Annotated in this window: 20 protein-coding genes; 9 read left to right on the forward strand and 11 right to left on the reverse strand. The window is 55.7% G+C overall.

Going from position 1 to position 18,192, the window contains the following annotated elements; translation table 11 throughout:
- Positions 1-242: 242 nt before the first annotated feature.
- The 3 genes from ycaC to ABLV75_RS19385 all read right to left on the reverse strand — a co-directional run bounded on the left by ycaC (position 243) and on the right by ABLV75_RS19385 (position 3,934).
- On the reverse strand, positions 243-866 hold the full coding sequence (gene ycaC / locus ABLV75_RS19375) for an isochorismate family cysteine hydrolase YcaC (protein WP_004101775.1): 624 nt from the start codon (positions 864-866) through the stop codon (positions 243-245).
- Positions 867-1,039: 173 nt separating this feature from the next.
- Positions 1,040-2,548, reverse strand: coding sequence for a carboxylesterase/lipase family protein (locus tag ABLV75_RS19380; protein WP_004101774.1), 1,509 nt, complete (start codon positions 2,546-2,548; stop codon positions 1,040-1,042).
- A gap of 42 nt (positions 2,549-2,590) precedes the next feature.
- Positions 2,591-3,934 carry a VOC family protein gene (locus tag ABLV75_RS19385; protein WP_004101764.1) on the reverse strand — a complete coding sequence of 448 codons (1,344 nt, stop codon included), beginning with the start codon at positions 3,932-3,934 and terminating at the stop codon, positions 2,591-2,593.
- 238 nt (positions 3,935-4,172) lie between these two features.
- Here ABLV75_RS19385 and pcaH point away from each other — a divergent pair, with 238 nt between their 5' ends.
- The 3 genes from pcaH (at position 4,173) to ABLV75_RS19400 (ending at position 6,626) form a co-directional block, all read left to right on the forward strand.
- A complete protein-coding gene (pcaH, locus tag ABLV75_RS19390) occupies positions 4,173-4,913 on the forward strand; it encodes a protocatechuate 3,4-dioxygenase subunit beta (protein WP_004101761.1) in 741 nt (246 codons plus the stop codon).
- Positions 4,910-5,530, forward strand: a complete 621-nt coding sequence (pcaG, locus tag ABLV75_RS19395) for a protocatechuate 3,4-dioxygenase subunit alpha (RefSeq protein ID WP_004101759.1) — start codon at positions 4,910-4,912, stop codon at positions 5,528-5,530. The genes pcaH and pcaG overlap by 4 nt, the downstream gene beginning before the upstream one ends.
- A 172-nt stretch (positions 5,531-5,702) precedes the next feature.
- Positions 5,703-6,626, forward strand: coding sequence for a LysR substrate-binding domain-containing protein (locus tag ABLV75_RS19400; RefSeq protein ID WP_004101757.1), 924 nt, complete (start codon positions 5,703-5,705; stop codon positions 6,624-6,626).
- Between the two features lie 82 nt (positions 6,627-6,708).
- On the opposite strand, the gene ABLV75_RS19405 is transcribed toward ABLV75_RS19400, so the two are convergent.
- Positions 6,709-6,894, reverse strand: coding sequence for a hypothetical protein (locus tag ABLV75_RS19405; RefSeq protein WP_004101755.1), 186 nt, complete (start codon positions 6,892-6,894; stop codon positions 6,709-6,711).
- 39 nt (positions 6,895-6,933) lie between these two features.
- Here ABLV75_RS19405 and ABLV75_RS19410 point away from each other — a divergent pair, with 39 nt between their 5' ends.
- Entirely contained in the window at positions 6,934-9,306 is a 2,373-nt protein-coding gene (locus ABLV75_RS19410) for a membrane-bound PQQ-dependent dehydrogenase, glucose/quinate/shikimate family (RefSeq protein WP_004101753.1), read from the forward strand.
- A 268-nt stretch (positions 9,307-9,574) separates the two neighbouring features.
- Positions 9,575-9,853 (forward strand): hypothetical protein, encoded by a 279-nt coding sequence (locus ABLV75_RS19415; protein ID WP_004101752.1) that lies wholly within the window; start codon positions 9,575-9,577, stop codon positions 9,851-9,853.
- A gap of 52 nt (positions 9,854-9,905) precedes the next feature.
- Here the strand turns inward: ABLV75_RS19415 and ABLV75_RS19420 are convergent, their stop codons facing one another.
- The 4 genes from ABLV75_RS19420 to cybB form a co-directional block, all read right to left on the reverse strand.
- Entirely contained in the window at positions 9,906-11,024 is a 1,119-nt protein-coding gene (locus ABLV75_RS19420; protein ID WP_004101749.1) for an S-(hydroxymethyl)glutathione dehydrogenase/class III alcohol dehydrogenase, read from the reverse strand.
- Positions 11,025-11,046: 22 nt separating this feature from the next.
- A complete protein-coding gene (locus ABLV75_RS19425; RefSeq protein WP_004101746.1) occupies positions 11,047-11,322 on the reverse strand; it encodes a metal/formaldehyde-sensitive transcriptional repressor in 276 nt (91 codons plus the stop codon).
- 104 nt (positions 11,323-11,426) lie between these two features.
- Positions 11,427-11,900 (reverse strand): GNAT family N-acetyltransferase, encoded by a 474-nt coding sequence (locus tag ABLV75_RS19430; protein ID WP_004101741.1) that lies wholly within the window; start codon positions 11,898-11,900, stop codon positions 11,427-11,429.
- Positions 11,901-11,990: 90 nt separating this feature from the next.
- On the reverse strand, positions 11,991-12,518 hold the full coding sequence (gene cybB, locus ABLV75_RS19435; RefSeq protein ID WP_004101740.1) for a cytochrome b561: 528 nt from the start codon (positions 12,516-12,518) through the stop codon (positions 11,991-11,993).
- Between the two features lie 215 nt (positions 12,519-12,733).
- Here cybB and ABLV75_RS19440 point away from each other — a divergent pair, with 215 nt between their 5' ends.
- Positions 12,734-12,976, forward strand: coding sequence for a DinI family protein (locus tag ABLV75_RS19440; RefSeq protein ID WP_004101739.1), 243 nt, complete (start codon positions 12,734-12,736; stop codon positions 12,974-12,976).
- Between the two features lie 383 nt (positions 12,977-13,359).
- Here ABLV75_RS19440 and ABLV75_RS19445 read toward each other — a convergent pair whose 3' ends face one another.
- On the reverse strand, positions 13,360-13,557 hold the full coding sequence (locus ABLV75_RS19445) for a hypothetical protein (RefSeq protein ID WP_004101732.1): 198 nt from the start codon (positions 13,555-13,557) through the stop codon (positions 13,360-13,362).
- A 279-nt stretch (positions 13,558-13,836) separates the two neighbouring features.
- Between ABLV75_RS19445 and ydfZ the strand changes: the two genes are divergently transcribed.
- The gene (gene ydfZ, locus ABLV75_RS19450; protein WP_004101729.1) at positions 13,837-14,040 is read left to right on the forward strand and encodes a putative selenium delivery protein YdfZ; all 204 of its coding nucleotides are present in this window, start codon (positions 13,837-13,839) and stop codon (positions 14,038-14,040) included.
- Between the two features lie 81 nt (positions 14,041-14,121).
- On the opposite strand, the gene ABLV75_RS19455 is transcribed toward ydfZ, so the two are convergent.
- Positions 14,122-15,093 carry a sensor domain-containing diguanylate cyclase gene (locus tag ABLV75_RS19455; protein ID WP_004101728.1) on the reverse strand — a complete coding sequence of 324 codons (972 nt, stop codon included), beginning with the start codon at positions 15,091-15,093 and terminating at the stop codon, positions 14,122-14,124.
- Positions 15,094-15,224: 131 nt separating this feature from the next.
- Complete coding sequence (locus ABLV75_RS19460; RefSeq protein WP_032704664.1) at positions 15,225-16,151, reverse strand: LysR family transcriptional regulator; 927 nt, start codon at positions 16,149-16,151, stop codon at positions 15,225-15,227.
- 86 nt (positions 16,152-16,237) lie between these two features.
- On the opposite strand from ABLV75_RS19460, the gene ABLV75_RS19465 reads away from it, so the two are divergent.
- Positions 16,238-16,732, forward strand: coding sequence for a GNAT family N-acetyltransferase (locus ABLV75_RS19465; protein WP_004101724.1), 495 nt, complete (start codon positions 16,238-16,240; stop codon positions 16,730-16,732).
- A 259-nt stretch (positions 16,733-16,991) separates the two neighbouring features.
- Complete coding sequence (gap, locus tag ABLV75_RS19470; RefSeq protein ID WP_004101722.1) at positions 16,992-17,990, forward strand: type I glyceraldehyde-3-phosphate dehydrogenase; 999 nt, start codon at positions 16,992-16,994, stop codon at positions 17,988-17,990.
- The last annotated feature ends 202 nt before the right edge of the window (positions 17,991-18,192 follow it).

An 18,192-nucleotide genomic window follows, 5' to 3' on the forward strand; every position in this document is an offset into this window, starting at 1 on the left:
GAATTGAGACGCGACGTAACAAACCCATGCGTCGTGAATGTCGCTCACTCTAGACAAAAACGATTGATAATCCAATTGTTGAGGGCAGAAATCAGGTGAAAAAAATATGTCCACCGGACCAGACCGAATTGCCGATAGCCAGGGGCGGCGATGATTTCGCCAACCGGCGGCGTTTGCTGCTTAATTCAGCGACAGTGAAGAGAAATGGGAAGCGGCCAGCCGAGCGCCGGCCGCAGAGAAGCTTATTTTTGATTCAGAAGATTAAAGCTGGTCATCAGGTTGCGATAATCCGGGATATGGTTGGAGAACAGCGTGCCCAGTCCTTCGATATCATTACGCCAGTCGCGATGCAATTCGCAGGCAACGCCAAACCACGACATCAGCTGCACGCCAGCCTGCGACATCCGATCCCAGGCCGCATCGCGGGTAATCGGGTTAAAGGTGCCGGAAGCGTCGGTCACCACAAATACATCAAACCCCTCTTCAATAGCCGATAGCGCCGGAAAAGCCACGCACACTTCCGTCACCACCCCGGCAATGATCAGCTGCTTCTTGCCCGTGGCTTTCACTGCCTTAACGAAATCTTCGTTATCCCAGGCGTTAATATTACCCGGGCGCGCAATATAGGGGGCATCCGGGAATTGCTCTTTCAGCTCAGGCACCAGCGGACCATTAGGGCCGTTTTCGAAGCTGGTGGTCAGGATGGTCGGCAGACCGAAATACTTCGCCAGGTCGCCAAGGGCAAGGACGTTGTTCTTGAATTTATCAGGATCAATATCGCGCACCAGTGAAAGCAATCCGGTCTGGTGATCGACCAGCAGCACGGCGGCATCATTTTTATCCAGACGAACATACGGTTTGGCCATGATTTCTTCCTCATTTTAACGTCAGATTTTCCGTCAGAACGCCGGTTCTGCGGAGATGGTGTTAATAAGGCTGATCATAGTGTAATCACTGGCTGAGGATTAGCCGCCGAAAGTGGGACGCATTGTCCCATTTGCAGAACGCCACCCGGCTAGCGGAGATTTTGTGAATAATGTTAATCCAGCGTCACATGATGCTTCATGACCCGCCGAAACAGCGCCAGACGCGCGCGCATAAAGCGGTTCTCCACCTTAAAGCCGGCCCGTTTGTGCAGCCCGATTCGCAGCAGGCGATCCCGTCCGCGCACGCTGGCGGGCCAGCGTACCGGCCCTGAGAGTTCATGACAGTCATTGCCGGCGAAGCGAGCGAAGTTCGCCCAATAGTCGGCGACCCGGGCGGCAAAGTCTCTGTCGCGATCGTTGGCATAATTTCGTACCGGCTCGGCAAGGTCGAGATTGTCAAAAACGTATGCCACTTCATTACCGTGCCACGCGCCGTGCGGATAGGTCTGGTGTTCCGCCTCGGCCACGTAGTCAAACCAGTAGCGCCAGCACGGTTGCCCTACTCGCTGCTGAGCCTGCATCACCACATAGCCCAGAGTGGTAAAGGCCATATCCCGGCAAACTTCGCGCCCCAGCGCTTCATCTCCCTTCACGCCGGGATAGAGCAATTTAATTAGACCCAGACCGAAACGGCGTTCACGGCGAAGCTTCTGGATCTGCCCGGCGATATCGACGCCAAACACCGCCATGACGCTCGCCTCATCGCTGTTCGAACCGATCATCACCGGCAGGGGATGCTGACGTCCGCTAAAAAAAGTCTCCAGCATCGGCTGCGGCAGCACGGCATCGCCAACCACGGGCGCCGGGCCGATGGTCAACGGCGCGGTCAACGACCAGAACGCTTGCGCCGGAATCGCCCGCAGCTGTTCGGCGCTGGCCTGCGGCAAAGAAAAGTGTTCCGCAATAAGCTGCCCCTTCGCCAGCGCCTTCTCTCGCGGAAGATCGGGCAAGGTATAGCCGCTCTGGATTATCGCTTTATGGAACAAGCCTCTGGACTTAGGCGAAACCATCAGCGACAGCACGCTGCGCGCGCCGGCGGATTCGCCGAACAGCGTCACGGTAGCCGCATCGCCGCCAAAGGCGTGAATGTTCTCCTGCACCCACTGCAGGGCGGCGATCTGATCGAGTAGCGCGAAGTTATAGATACGCTCGCCGTCTTCCCCTTCCAGCGCCGGATGGGCAAAAAAGCCCAGATGCCCGAGCCGGTAGTTGACCGTCACCACTACCACGCCGCGAGAAGCTAAGGCTTTGCCGTCATAGGGCGGCAAACTTCCCGCGCCGATGGTATAGCCCCCGCCGTGCAGCCAGACCATAACCGGCAGCGGCTGCGATCGGGCGGCGGGCGACCAGACATTAAGGTAGAGGCAATCTTCGGAAAAGCTGCCGGGATCGCCGCCGCCGAGCTCGCGGCAGTATTCAATATCCTGCCAGCTGGAGGCCGAGAAGGTCTCTGCCCGGCGCACGCCCTGCCAGCGGGCAGCAGGCTGCGGCGAGCGCCAGCGAAGATCGCCGACGGGCGGCGCGGCATAAGGAATACCGCGCCAGATATGAATGTTCTCTTCAGAGGTGCCGGATAGTATCCCCTGCCGGGTTTTCACCAGCGGGGTGGACGGATTCTGCATGACCTGCTTCCTTTAACGACTCATGCCAGCAGAGTACTGATTTTACAGCAGACCGCAACGTCGTTTGCTGCGCTCTTCCGCCTGCTGATAGAGGCTGAACTCGTCATAAACCGCACAGCCCAGCGCCTCCTCAAAGGCCTCCCGGCTGGCGTTGCCGTGGCTGCGGGTCTGCACCTCGTTGCCCAGATTCGACTGAAATATCCCGGCGGCGCTTACCGGTAAAAAGTCTTCATAAATAATCGGTTGCGCAATCACCCAGCCGCGTTCGATCAGCGGCTGCGGATCGTCTCCGGGGCGAAACGCCTGACGATGGGCTTCTCCGGCAGGGGTCAGGCGGTAGCGGAAGTATGCCAGTCCCTGCTGACGCAGCAGGAATTCGCTGTCCGGAAACGCGCTAAACACCTCCTGCAGATGACGCTGATGGTTGAGGTTATCCTTGCCCACCCCCGCCTCGCCCAGAAGACGATCGTAGAGCGCGCGGCCTTTCGGCGTCAGGGCAATCCCGCGCTGCTCGATTTCACCAAAGCGAGCGGTATGCGTGCCTTTATGCTCTCCGGCAAACATCACCGGCTCCTCGAGAGCCTTAAAGCTGGTCTGGCGCAGTAAAATAGGCACTTCGCGGCGCGGCGGCCCTTCTATCAACGCCTTCGGGGCGATGCCGCATTCAGGCATCAGCGCCTGTACCCGATCGATATCCAGGGTGCGCGGAGTCAGATGATTGATGTGGCAGCCGGGGAAACAGACGACATCGGCAATCAGCCGGTGCTCATCGTGCAGCGCATGATAGGTTTCTTCATCGACGAGGGTCTGTCGATGCCAGCGAAAGGTTTCCAGCGCCTGTTCGACGAACTCCCGGGCCTCTGCGGCGGTGAATTCTCCTTTCTGTTCATAAAGCGCAATCAGTTCACGACAGCGTGGGGTGAAGATATCGCGCCCGGAAAGGATTTGCGACGCCCGCTTACGCAACGCGTCATTAGCGATAAGCTCAAGGCGCAGAAGCGAAGTAAAAATACGAAACGGGTTGCGCGCCAGCGCGGCGTCATCAACGGGACGAAACGCGGTGGAGTGAACCGGCACGCCAGCCTGCGACAGATCGTAATAACTAACGGGATACATTCCCATAATGGCAAACATGCGACGCAAGGTCGCCAGTTCCTCCGCCGTACCAACGCGGATCGCGCCGTGGCGTTCAACGTTCAGCCGCGCCAGTTCATCGGCGTTAGCCAGTTGTTCATGCAGCTTCGGGTTATTCTCCAGAATAGCCAGGTTAACGTCGGCCACCAGCTCCAGTAGCGTCCCGTACTGCGGAACTTCCTGCTGGTACATCGCCGACATCGCCTGCGAAAAGCACTCCCGAATCTCATCAGCCGTGATGGTGTTCGCCATGATGTCTTACCTCCAGTGAATTCTCCCTGGAGTGTAGAAAAGCTGTCTGAAGACGGTGGGAAGAATTTACAAACTGTGATGCCGGTAGCTGCCCGTTCATTTTCGCCTGAACACTTCATAACCAGCAGTTATGTTAAACACCCTTTAATTTCACTTTAAATTAACAAAACATTTACACACACTACTTGTGGCGACATAACAACGATATGCCTCTCTACCGATAAAACGGAGTACCCTGATGAACGACAAATGGTCACCGCGCGAGGTTCTGCATCGCGACTATAGCAGCCATCCTCCGGCTTACGCGCCGGGCTATAAAACCAGCGTTCTGCGCTCGCCGCGCAATGCGCTTATCTCCCTACAGAATTCACTTTCGGAAATCACCGGACCGGTTTTCAGTAGCGACGATCTCGGCGCGCTCGATAACGACCTGATCCTGAATTACGCCAAAGACGGCCTGCCGATTGGCGAGCGGATTATTGTGCACGGCTACGTACGCGATGGATTCGGTCGGCCGATGAAAAATACGCTGGTCGAAGTCTGGCAGGCCAACGCTGGCGGACGCTACCGACATAAAAAGGATCAATATCTGGCACCGATCGACCCGAACTTTGGCGGCTGTGGACGCGTGCTGACCGACGAGAACGGCTATTATTGTTTTCGCACCATCAAACCCGGTCCCTACCCGTGGCGCAACCAAGTAAGCGACTGGCGCCCGGCGCATATTCACTTCTCTCTCTCCGGAGACGCCTGGGCACAGCGTTTAATTACGCAGATGTATTTTGAAGGCGATCCGCTGATCAAACAGTGTCCTATCGTCAAAACCATCAATAACGACGATGCCATCAGGACGCTGATCGCCGAGCTGGATCCCCATGCCGCCGTACCGCTGGACTCGCTGGCTTACCGTTTTGATCTCGTGCTGCGCGGCCACCGCGCCACGCTGTTTGAAAACCGCACGCAGGGGGCCGCCCGATGAGAGATTTTTTACCCGAAACCGCTTCACAAACCGCCGGTCCTTATGTGCATATCGGCCTGGCGCCGGACGCCGCCGGATTTCATATCTTTGAGAATAACTTTGGCCCAACGCTGACGACCCCTGCGACCGAGGGTGAGCGCATTACCATTGAAGGCAGAGTCATCGATGGCTCCGGAACGCCGGTGCGCGATGTGCTACTGGAAATCTGGCAGGCCAACGCCGCCGGGCGCTACAATCACCCGGACGATCGGCAGCAAAACAAAAAGCTGGATGCGGAGTTTCGCGGCTGGGGGCGCAGCTGCTCGGACTTTACCAGCGGTATCTGGCGCTTCGAAACCATTAAACCCGGCGCCGTGGTGGGCCGTGATGGCCGCGTAATGGCCCCTCACGTCAATTTATGGGTGGTGGCGCGCGGAATAAACATTGGCCTTAACACGCGGATGTACTTCTCCGACGAGCAGGACGCTAATCAGGCCGATCCGGTACTCAATCTGATTGAGTGGGAAGTTCGCCGTCAGACCCTCATCGGGCAGCGCGAAGTGCGCGGCACGGAAATCGTTTATCGCTTCGATATTCACTTACAGGGCGACAACGAAACCGTGTTCTTCGATATCTAAATTTGCCCGTTCCTTCTCCGCCTCTGCCAGCCAGAGGCGGCGCTTTTCCACAATCTCAACAAAATCAACTTGTAAAATAATAATATAAAATGTTAATAATATTTTGCTATGAAGTTAACAAATTTAAACACCCTTACTTGTCACCGGTCAGCCTCAGTTCTTAACATTGATTATGCAAAAAAATGGTCTTTTCAGTCAGCGCATTCGCTTGCGCCATCTACATACCTTCGTGGCCGTCGCTCAACAGGGAACTCTTGGGCGCGCGGCTGAAACCTTAAACCTTAGCCAACCGGCTTTGTCCAAAACCCTGAATGAACTGGAGCAGCTTACCGGTACGCGGCTGTTTGAGCGCGGACGCCTTGGCGCTCAGCTCACGCTGGTCGGGGAACAGTTTCTTACCCATGCGGTGAAAGTGCTGGACGCGCTCAATACCGCCGGGCAAGCGCTGAATCGTAAAGAAGGCCTCAGCAACGACATCGTGCGTATCGGAGCGCTGCCAACCGCTGCGCTGGGGATTCTGCCCTCGGTGATTGGCCAGTTTCACCAGCAGCAAAAGGATATCACCCTGCAGGTCGCGACCATGAATAACACCATGCTGCTGGCGGGCCTGAAATCGGGAGAAATCGATATCGGCATCGGAAGAATGTCCGATCCGGAGTTGATGAGCGGTCTGAACTATGAACTGCTGTTTCTTGAATCGCTGAAGCTGGTGGTTCGTCCGGGGCACCCGCTGCTGCAGGAAACCGTTACCCTGAGCCGGGTGATGGAGTGGCCGGTGGTGGTATCGCCAAAAGGCACACTGCCGCGACAGAATGCGGAAGCCCTGCTGCAAAGCCAGGGCTGTAAAATTCCCACTGGCTGCATCGAAACGCTGTCGGCCTCGCTCTCGCGCCAGCTCACCGTCGATTACGACTACGTGTGGTTCGTCCCCTCCGGCGCGGTGAAGGACGATCTGCGCCGTGGACTGCTCGCCGCGCTGCCCATACCCACTCAGGGCGCTGGCGAACCTATCGGTATTCTGACCCGCGTGGATGCCACCCTCACCGCCGGTAGCCAAACGTTGCTGAGCGCCATTCGCAAATCTATGCCGGTCTGACCGGCGTCTTCCGCTTTTCTCCCGGCGCCGCCCCTCCAGCCGCCGGGGAAACGCAGCCTCTTTTTCCAGCGATTCACTAACGTCATTCATCACAATAATCAATTAGTGCGAAATCATTCATTAACAATTGCGCAAATTTATTTAACAGATCTATCATAGCCACGATTTCACCAAATGGTTCACTCGAAATCAATAACAGCAAAAAACCCGCTTTTATGAAGGCCATGGTCACTTCATTCAAAAGAGTTAACTTGAAAATTTGATTCATCTGGTTCACGCCTGTTCAGGGGTGGTTAAGGAGACAAAAATGGCAACTGGCAACGTGCCGCGAGGGTTCCCACGGATCCTGCAGTGGCTTCTCGCCGGACTGATGCTGATCATCGGTCTGGCTATCGGTATTCTTGGTGCAAAGCTCGCCTCGGTCGGCGGGACGTTCTATTTTGCGATTATGGGCCTGGTGATGGTGATCGCCTCAGCACTCATTTTCCGCAACCGTCGCGGCGGCATACTGCTGTATGGGCTGGCGTTTATCGTCTCGATCGTCTGGGCGATTAGTGACGCGGGCTGGACTTACTGGCCGCTGTTCTCGCGCCTTTTCGCGCTCGGCGTGCTGGCCCTCCTGTGCGCGCTGGTGTGGCCGTTCCTTTCCCGCCAGCCTGCGAAAAAAGGGCCCGCGTTTGGCCTGGCAGCGGTGTTGGCAGTGGTCCTGTTGGCAAGTTTCGGCTGGATGTTCAAATCTCAGCCTCTGGTCAGCGCCAGCGAGGCGGTGCCGGTTAAACCGGTCGCCGCCGGCGAGCAGCAGAAGAACTGGGCGCACTGGGGCAACACCACCCACGGCGATCGCTTCGCCGCCCTCGACCAGATTAACAAACAGAACGTGAACCAGCTGCAGGTCGCCTGGATCGCCCATACCGGCGATATCCCGCAGAGCAACGGCTCCGGCGCGGAAGACCAGAATACGCCGCTGCAGATTGGCGATACGCTTTACGTCTGTACGCCCTACAGCAAAGTACTGGCGCTGGATGTCGATAGCGGTAAAGAGAAGTGGCGCTATGATTCAAAAGCCACCGCGCCGAACTGGCAGCGCTGCCGTGGTTTAGGCTATTACGAAGACAGCCAGGCCCAGGTGTCCTCTGCCGCCTATGCGCAGCCGGCCGCCTGCTCCCGCCGTCTGTTCCTGCCAACTACCGACGCCCGTCTGATCGCCATTGATGCCGATAACGGTAAACTGTGCGACGCATTCGGCGACCACGGTATCGTTGACCTTAGCGTGGGGATGGGGGAAATCAAAGCAGGTTACTACCAGCAAACCTCTACGCCGCTGGTGGCGGGTAACGTCGTCGTGGTTGGCGGTCGCGTGGCGGATAACTTTTCCACCGGCGAGCCTCCGGGCGTGGTTCGCGCCTATGATGTTCACACCGGCAAGCTGGCGTGGGCATGGGATCCGGGCAACCCGAACCTGACCGGTGAACCGCCTGCAGGGCAAACCTACACCCGCGGTACGCCGAACGTCTGGTCGGCCATGTCCTATGACGCGAAGCTGAATCTGATTTACCTGCCTACCGGTAACGCTACCCCAGACTTCTTTGGCGGCGAACGTACCGCGCTGGACGATAAATACAGCTCTTCCATCGTGGCCGTTGATGCGACGACCGGACAGGTACGCTGGCATTATCAGACCACCCACCACGATCTCTGGGACTTCGACCTGCCTTCGCAGCCGCTGCTGTACGATCTTCCTGACGGTAAAGGCGGCACCACCCCGGTACTGGTGCAAACCAGTAAACAGGGCATGATCTTTATGCTCAATCGCGCCACCGGTGAACCAGTCGCCAAAGTTGAGGAACGCCCTGTCCCTGCGGGCAACGTCAAAGGCGAGCGCTACTCCCCGACCCAGCCCTATTCCGTTGGCATGCCAATGATCGGCAACGAGACGCTGACAGAGTCGGATATGTGGGGCGCGACGCCTGTCGACCTGTTGCTGTGCCGCATTCAGTTTAAAGAGATGCGCCATCAGGGTGTCTTCACCCCTCCGGGCGAAGATCGTTCGCTGCAGTATCCTGGCTCGCTGGGCGGGATGAACTGGGGCAGCGTGTCGGTTGACCCGAATAATAGCCTGATGTTCGTCAACGATATGCGCCTTGGCCTCGCCAACTATATGGTTCCGCGCGCCAACGTGGCGAAAGACGCCAGCGGTATCGAAATGGGGATAGTGCCGATGGAAGGCACCCCGTTCGGTGCCATGCGCGAGCGCTTCCTGTCGCCGCTGGGCATTCCTTGCCAGAAACCGCCGTTCGGCACGATGTCAGCGGTCGATCTGAAAACCGGCAAGCTGGTGTGGCAGGTTCCGGTGGGCACCGTAGAGGACACCGGTCCGCTGGGGATCCGCATGCATATGCCGATCCCTATCGGCATGCCGACGCTGGGCGCTTCGCTTGCCACCCAGTCCGGCCTGCTGTTCTTCGCGGGTACCCAGGACTTCTACCTGCGCGCGTTTGATACCGCCAACGGTAAAGAGATCTGGAAGTCGCGTCTGCCGGTCGGCAGCCAGTCCGGCCCGATGACCTATGTCTCGCCGAAAACCGGTAAGCAGTACATCATCATCAATGCGGGCGGCGCTCGCCAGTCCCCGGACCGCGGCGATTATATTATTGCCTACGCGCTCCCGGAGCAGAAGTAATCCTCAGGGCCCCAGCCGGGGCCCTTTTTACTGGCGAAGTACCTTTCCTGGATATTGCCCGGTGGCGTAAACGCCTTACTGTGCCTACCAGCGGTGGTTATCCACGGTGTTGCAGGTCGGGTCAGGCGCCAGCCGCTACCCGACATCACGACATCACGACATCACGACAGCGAAATTGTCTTCTCATCTCCCTGAACGCGCCATTTTCATTCAGTCATGTTATTATTGCGAATGGTTATCAATAATAAAAACTGAACAAGGATAATGGATGAAAAGTTCAACCTGCCGCCTGCTCGCAGGCACCGTTTTGGCGTTAGCCGCTGCCTCCGCACAGGCGCTGAAGGCCCCGGAAGTGGACCTGCGCGATCCGACGATCTGGGAAGAGAAAACGGCCAACCCGCTCACCACTGACCAGCCGCCCTGCGAGGTTTTTAGCGGCCCGCACTGCGCGGTCTGGGAAGATGAAAAATCAGATATTCAGCGAGAACGGGAGCGTCGGGAACAGCGGCGGTGGCATAGCGGTTATGAAAATTTGCGGCGAGAATAGCGTATATTCAGAAATAACCCGGGCAAGCCCGGGTTATGTTTGGACTGAAAAATCAGTTATCACCGAAATGGATGACGGTACGAATTGATTTCCCTTCATGCATCAGGTCAAAAGCTTCGTTGATCCGATCCAGCGGCATACGGTGGGTAATAAACGGGTCGAGGCGAATTTTGCCCGCCATCGCGTCTTCCACCATGCCCGGCAGCTGAGTGCGTCCCTTGACGCCGCCGAAGGCGGAGCCGCGCCAGACGCGCCCGGTAACCAGCTGGAATGGCCGCGTTTTGATCTCCTGGCCTGCGCCAGCAACGCCAATAATCACGCTTTCGCCCCAGCCTTTATGGCAGCATTCGAGCGCCGCGCGCATCACGTTCACGTTACCGATACACTCGAAGCTAAAGTCGACGCCGCCGTCGGTCAGCTCAACAATCACATCCTGAATCGGCTTATCGTAGTCATTTGGGTTGATAAAGTCGGTGGCGCCCATTTCTTTGGCGAGGGTGAATTTTTCCGGGTTAGTATCCACCGCCAGAATGCGCCCGGCTTTCGCCTGTACCGCACCCTGAATCACCGCCAGACCAATGCCGCCAAGCCCGAAAACGGCGACGGTATCGCCCTCTTTCACTTTCGCCGTGTTGTGCACCGCGCCGATGCCGGTCGTGACGCCGCAGCCCAGCAGGCAGACTTTGTCCAGCGGCGCCTGCGGGTTTACTTTGGCCAGCGAAATTTCGGCCACTACGGTGTATTCGCTAAAGGTGCTGGTCCCCATGTAGTGGTAGATTGGTTCACCGTTATAAGAGAAACGGGTAGTGCCGTCCGGCATCAGGCCTTTACCCTGGGTAGCACGAACCGCCTGACAGAGGTTGGTTTTGCCTGATTTACAGAATTTACATTCGCCGCATTCGGCGGTGTAGAGCGGAATAACGTGGTCGCCCGGCTGCAGGCTGGTTACGCCTTCGCCAACCTCGACGACAATACCGCCGCCTTCATGACCCAGCACCGCCGGGAAGACGCCTTCCGGATCGTCGCCGGAGAGGGTGAAAGCATCGGTATGGCATACGCCGGTATGGGTGATCTTCACCAGCACTTCGCCCTTTTTCGGCGGCGCGACGTCAATCTCAACGATTGAAAGCGGCTGGCCTGGGCCAAACGCGACGGCTGCACGTGATTTCATATCTCTCTTCCTCGTGGTGATTTTATTTTAAATAGGATCGTAGCAGATGCCCGACTTCCGCCATTCTGGCGGCGCGCTGGTCTGGCGTCGTTTCGCCGCTAACCAGTTCGTCCTGCAGATGAATCTCAACCATCTCCCCCATCAGGCCGTTAGCGGCGCCGCGAATAGAGGCAATCTGTTGCAGAATGGTCATACAGGGTTCGCCAGATTCCAGCGCCCGCTCGAGCGCTTCAACCTGGCCGCGGATGCGCCTTACCCGGCTGAGGGCACGCTTTTTATCTTCAGGTGAATGTGGCATGGTGTCGCCCTCCATATCATATAGGGGGGTATACTATATTTATTATTGCCATGAGGCAAATGGCTTCGCCGCTTTAACCGTAGCATAGCGGCGAGAATTTGCGCTCAGTCGAGGCTAAGGATCATCGATTCACAGCGTAAGTCGGCGTTCGCCATGTTCGAATGCCAGCGCTTTTCGCCGGTTGAAGTGAATCCCAGGCGCAGATAAAAACCGGCCGCGTTTGGCGTTGCATCGAGGGTAATGTGCCTGAACTTGCGTTGTTTCGCCTCCCCGATAATCGCCGCCATAATCATGCTGGCGCAGCCTTTACCCTCCCAGGTCGGTAAAGTAAATATGGCTTCAACGCTACCCGCTTTGATATCCAGATAGCCGCTGGCGACTGGCTTGCCCTGCCCATCATCAACAACAAAAAATGGATTATCGCGCACCGCATGGCGATAACCTTCAGGCATGTTGTCGGGAGTCCAGGCCTGGAGGACTTCCGCAGCATAGCTTTCACGGCAGCCGTGGCGAATCGCCTGATTACGAACTTCCCAAAGGGCCGGAGCCTCTTCTGCGATGGCAAGTCTGACTTTCATACCCTTCCCCTTTTTTTATTGTTGATAACATTTTTATCACAATTAAAATAAAGAGCGACAAAAAACCCGCCGAAGCGGGTTTAGCAGGGTTTAGCGCTTACGCGGCATCATCCGCAGCAGCGTGTTATCTTTCCAGAAATAATGGTGCATCAGCGCCGCCAGCGCGTGCAGGCCGATAATAAAGTAGCCGGTATTGGCCAGCAGCTCATGCCACGCTTTCAGATTATCCACCAGTTCAAAGTCGCTTTCCGCTGCGTGCGGCATGGTCAGACCAAAAGCGAACCACGGGTTGCCGCGATAGTACATCATGACCATGCCGATGATCGGCAGCGCGATAAACAGCAGATAGATCACCAGATGCCCGAGATGCGCGAAGCCAGTCATCATCGGCGATGGTTTGGGGACTATCGGCGGCGCCGGTGATTTCAGGCGCACGATCAGGCGCGCCACCATCAGAACAAAGATAGAAATACCGCACGAGACGTGAATCATATTAATGGCAGGCCGCGCGCTGCGCGGGAAAAAGCCCCGCAGCTCCATCGCCGCGTACGCGCCAATCACTAATAAAAAAACCAGCCAGTGGATGCCTATCTGCAGGCCAGAGTATTTATCGCGCATGGAAAACCCTTAAAAAGATGGTGATGGAGTCAACATAACCACCTTTTATTAAAAATTCATTAACTTTTACGTACTTATAAAAAAACAATTGCCCTACTCCGGCATTTGATGCAAAAGCAGAGATCGCGCCTGCGCGAGGAACTTATTCTGTCGCCTTGACGCTGTATATAATTACAGTACAATACTGGCTGTCATCAAAATAACCGGGATAACGCATGTTTGTAGAACTGATTTATGACAAAAGAAATTTCGAGGGATTGGCCGGCGCTAAAGAGATCATTCTTAATGAACTGACAAAGCGAGTTCACCGCATTTTTCCCGATGCCGACGTCCGCGTAAAACCGATGATGACTTTAGCTTCGATTAATACCGACGCCAGCAAGCACGAGAAGGAGCAGATCAGCCGCGCCGTGCAGGAAATGTTTGAAGAAGCCGATATGTGGATGCAGGAAGATTAACCGGGTTCCGGTAGATTTCGAATCGCGGTCTATGCCTTCTTAACCGCGAAGCCACTTGCGGGAATATTGACGAATAAGGCCTCAGGGAATCATGAACACATTTAGCATCATAGCTATCCCATTCTTTGCCGCAGCTATTGTTCTTCTGGCCTTAGCCGCGAGCCGAAAGAACCGAACCTGTTATATCGTTGGCGGCGTGTTAATGGCTTCATCCGTGGTTAACGCATTGATTGGCATGGCGCTGTAGAGTCAGGTGGTAAAATGAGTTTTGTCTGGTATATGACGCTGATATGCATTTTTTTAGCCTGGCTAATGATGACTCTGCTCCCGGTGTAATCCCGGGTTTTCTGATACCCGGGCTTCGTTTATCTCTTTATCGGGGTTTATATCCCCTTTCGCACCAGCGTTGCCGCTTTTTTAAAAATCTCGTCCTCGACGCCATCTCCCTTCTGCCTGCCTAACCGCATCAGTTCCTCAACAATACTTTCCCGATTAATTGGCTTCTGGTCAGACACCAGGCCAATGACCGCTGCGCCAATCGCAAGCCCGATCAGCCCCGTTTGCTCGTCTTTGTTGTTCATCGTTCCGCTCCGTTATGCCCGCCAAAAGTTTAGCAGCCGCAACCGCGTCTGCAACCTGAGCATCCGCAACCATAGTGTACAAAGTCAAAGACCTGCGGAAGCATAACGCGCGGACGAATGGTCAGGAAATGGCCTTCGCTGACCGCTAAAAAGTGTGATGTTGATCAAAAACAAAAAAACGCCAGCCTCAGAGGCGTATTTGTATTACGTCCGTTGCCGGGAGTAAGCCTGGTGGTTAAGCGGAGTTTTATTTGCAGATTATTAAGAGGAGAAATAGCCATGATCACTTACGATCGTAACCGCAACCCTATTACTAACGGTAGTCAGGTAATGATTAACGGGACGGGTAAAACCGGTAAAATTGTTGCTATACATGCCAATGGTCTTACTCCTGCCCAGCTGCGTCGTAATAAGACGGTAGAAGTTGAAGGCGCTGAAGGCAAATTCGAGCCCGTTGAATTGATCCGTCTTGGACTCCACTAAGATTGCGCAAGCTGCGGCGATCACCCGCCTGAACCGCAGGGGATGCCGCAGACGCCCGGCAGACGACGCAGGGCGACACGCCTACCGGCGCTCTGCGCCATGGCTCGTTTTAGCCTGATACATCCGCCGGTCGGCCACTGCAACGATGTCATTGAGACTATGGTGCTCATGGGGATCGTATTCAACGCAGCCCCATGAGAACGCCAGCTGCCACGGATTACCCGCCTGCTGATTATACTCGGCAACATTCTGGCTAAGCTGCTCCATCGCCTTGTTCGCGGCCTGCTGGGCGGTATTGGCAAGCAGGATGATAAACTCATCGCCGCCCTGTCTGGCAATTAAATCCGACTCTCTGAAGGTAGACTTCATCACATCGGCGATTGCCGTCAGGGCTTTATCCCCTTGCTCATGGCCCCAGGTATCGTTAATCAGCTTAAAGCGATCGAGGTCGATAAACACCAGGCTCGCCGGTTCACTTCGCCGTCTGGCTGTTAACAGCGCATACTCCGCTAACGACAAAAATCCCCTCCGGTTAAATAACCCCGTCAGTTCGTCGGCGGTCGCCGCATCCAGCACCTTGAATTCATCTTCTACAATGGCGGCCAGGTCACTCAATATCTGAATTTCATGTCCGGAAAAAGCGCGCGGCTTATGATCCATAAGGCAGAACGAACCTACCGTCGCGCCGTCAGGTAGCTGAACCGGATACCCGGCATAAAAGCGAATAAACGGCGCTTCCGTCACCAGCGGGTTATCGTGAAAGCGCATATCCTGCTGCAGGTCGTTGACGATCAAAGGATCGGTTTGCAGAATGGTGTGCGCGCAGAAGGTGATATCCCTCGGCAGCGTATCTACATCAAGTCCGGCGCAGGATTTAACATGCAGGGTGTTCTCCCCGACGAGGCTAATCGACGCCACCGGCAGATCGTAGAGCGTACGCGCCAGCCTGGTCAGGCGATCGAAGCGCTCTTCTTTTCCGCTATTCAGCAACCCGGATGCCCGCAGCGATTGCAGACGACGCAGTTCATCTGGATGAGGTCCGGCTAATTTCAATTTGTCTCTCTTATCTTTTATGGATGAGCGGCACAGCGCGTAGAGTCAATGCGCGCCTTGATTGTTAACACAGATTTTACATTTCTGATATCATGAGTTAAGCATATATCGCTGACTCGTCAAACCCTCCATCAGATGCCCTCAGGCGCCGCCCACTCCCGCAGCGTGTCTTTCATCCACTGGCTTGCGCCGCGCTGACCGCTGCGCTTATGGGAATAGATTTTCACTTCAAATGGCGGCACCTCAAACGGCAGTTCAAAAATCTTCAACCCGGCGGTTGCGAGCATCTTTTCAGCAGCCGAGCGCGGCATCGCCATCAACAGTTCACTTTGCGCAATAATAAACGGTGCGCTCAGCATTGAGGGGGTTTTGATGGTGATATGTCGCGTGAAGCCCATTTTCGCCAGCTGCACATCGAGTACCCCCTGGCTTTCATTCCACGGAGTGACCACCAGATGCTGGGCCGCCAGATAATCCGCCAGCGTGAGTCTGTTCCGCCTTTCGTTACTCATCGCAACATAGTCATCCTGCAGCCAGCGAATCTCATCCAGTTCCGGATGTTCCGCTTCATTGAGCGCGCTGAAACCCAACGCCAGGTCCACCTCTCCGGCCAGCAGTTCCGTCAGCGCCGGACTATGCGGCAGATAACGCAGTTCGAAACGCAAACCCGGCGCCTGGTGGTGAAGTCTGGACATCAGGGTTGGAAAAACGCACTGCGCGGTGAAATCCGTGATCGCGATCTGTAGGCAGTCGGTACTGGCGGAAGCGACAAACTTTGGCTGCGGGGTGAGCTCCTGATTTAAAAACTTTAACGCAGATGATATCGACGGCGCGAGCTGGGTCGCATATACGCTGGGGCACATGCGGTGACCCTCACGATAAAAAAGCGGATCGTTAAGCGCCGCGCGCAGTCTGGATAGCGCGTGACTTAACGCCGATGTGCTCATTGCTAACTCTTCCGCCGCCAGGCGGACCGAGCGATAGCGGTAGACCGCCTCGAATACCGGCAGCAGGTTTAAATCAAGACGGCGAAGGGCGGGATGCATAATATTCATCATTCAGTGATTTCATTGCACTTAATTCTTCTAACCTTAACGTTTATGCTTTGCGGTATCAAACTCACGACGGCACAACAGGTAATTCAATGAATATGACCATTCGTCAGGCCAGCCCGGCGGACGCAAAAGCAATTTATGACATGATTTATGAGCTCGCAGTGTATGAAAAAGCGCCGGAGCAGGTGGTTACCACGGTCGAGGAGATCCAGGCCACCCTTTTCGCCAGCGACAGCAAAACGGAAGCGCTGATCTGCGAGATAGAAAATAAGGTCGCTGGGTATGCGGTGTTCTTCACCAGCTATTCCACCTGGCTCGGACGCAATGGCATCTATATGGAAGACCTGTACGTCTCGCCCGAGTTTCGCGGCAACGGCGCGGGAAAAGCACTCTTGCGCACCATTGCTCAGCTAGCGGTTAAAAGAGAATGCGGCCGGTTAGAGTGGAGCGTGCTCGACTGGAACCAGCCGGCCATCGATTTTTATCTGAGCATTGGCGCGCTGCCGCAAAGTGAATGGGTGCGCTATCGTCTTGACGGCGCCGCGCTAGCCGCTTTTGCTGAATCAGGCGCTTTGGCCAGATAATCGCCATCGGGCGGGTCTTTACGGGTCCGCCCTTTCCTTTTCTCTGCGCAGCCAATATGCCCGTGGCGTATAACGCTGAAACAAAAAATTATTAGCCGTTTCCGTCATACCCTCAACCTCCCGGATTTACACGCTTTTCCCGCTATATTTAGCGGCCACCTTTCTCGCGGCAAAAAATTCGCTGGTTGCCCTATCCTGACTGCTGGACTAAGCCTGGAGAAGTTTTCACATCACGATTCAACTGACCTGGAGATTCTTCATGAGCAAACTCGGGATTAATGGATTTGGGCGTATTGGACGGCTGGTGCTGCGCCGGTTACTGGAGGTTAATAGTTCCTTAGAGGTGGTCGCCATTAACGATCTCACCTCACCGAAAGTGCTGGCCTACCTGCTAAAGCACGACTCTAACTACGGACCTTTCCCCTGGAGCGTTGATTTTACTGAAGATGCGCTGATCGTTGATGGCAAAAAAATCACCGTTTATGCCGAAAAAGAGGCCCAGCATATTCCGTGGAAAGCAACGGGCGCTGAACTTATTGTGGAGTGTACCGGCTTTTACACTTCATCAGAGAAAGCGCAGGCGCATCTGACCGCCGGTGCCAAAAAAGTTCTGATCTCCGCGCCGGCGGGCGATATGAAGACCATCGTCTATCACGTTAACGACGATACGCTGGACGCCAACGATACAATAATTTCTGTAGCATCCTGCACCACCAACTGCCTGGCGCCGATGGCGAAAGTGCTGAATGACGCCTTTGGTATTAAAGTGGGAACCATGACCACGATTCACGCCTATACCGGCACCCAGTCGCTGGTTGATGGCCCGCGCGGCAAAGATTTACGCGCATCCCGCGCGGCGGCGGAAAATATCATTCCGCATACCACCGGGGCGGCGAAAGCTATCGGTCTGATCATCCCTGAACTTAACGGCAAGCTGAAAGGCCACGCTCAGCGCGTGCCGACCAAAACCGGTTCGGTGACCGAACTGGTGTCGGTGCTGGAGAAAAAAGTGACCGCCGAGGAGGTTAATCAGGCGATGAGGGAGGCGGCGGCGAACAATGAGTCATTTGGTTATACCGAAGAGGAGATCGTCTCCTCAGACGTTATCGGCAGCCATTTCGGTTCAATTTACGACGCCACCCAGCTGGAGATCGCAGAAGTTGGCGATCTCCAGCTCGTAAAAACCGTCGCCTGGTACGATAACGAATACGGTTTCGTGACCCAGCTGATTCGCGTGCTGGATAAATTCGCCAAATAACTCCCTGGGGCGGCGCAACGCGCCTTTCCCGGGCTACCGGACCGCAGACGGCTGGTAACCTCCAGCCCGGACAGATGCGCAGCATCGCCTCCGGGAATGTCTGCCACGTTTTGCACGTTTCTCCCGGGGGCGGCGCAACGCGCCTTGCCCGGGCTACCGGACCGCAGACGGCTGGTAACCTCCAGCCCGGACAGATGCGCAG

Origin of the sequence: Klebsiella sp. CN_Kp066 (assembly GCF_040065135.1) — a bacterium.
GTDB classification, from domain to species: domain Bacteria; phylum Pseudomonadota; class Gammaproteobacteria; order Enterobacterales; family Enterobacteriaceae; genus Klebsiella; species Klebsiella oxytoca.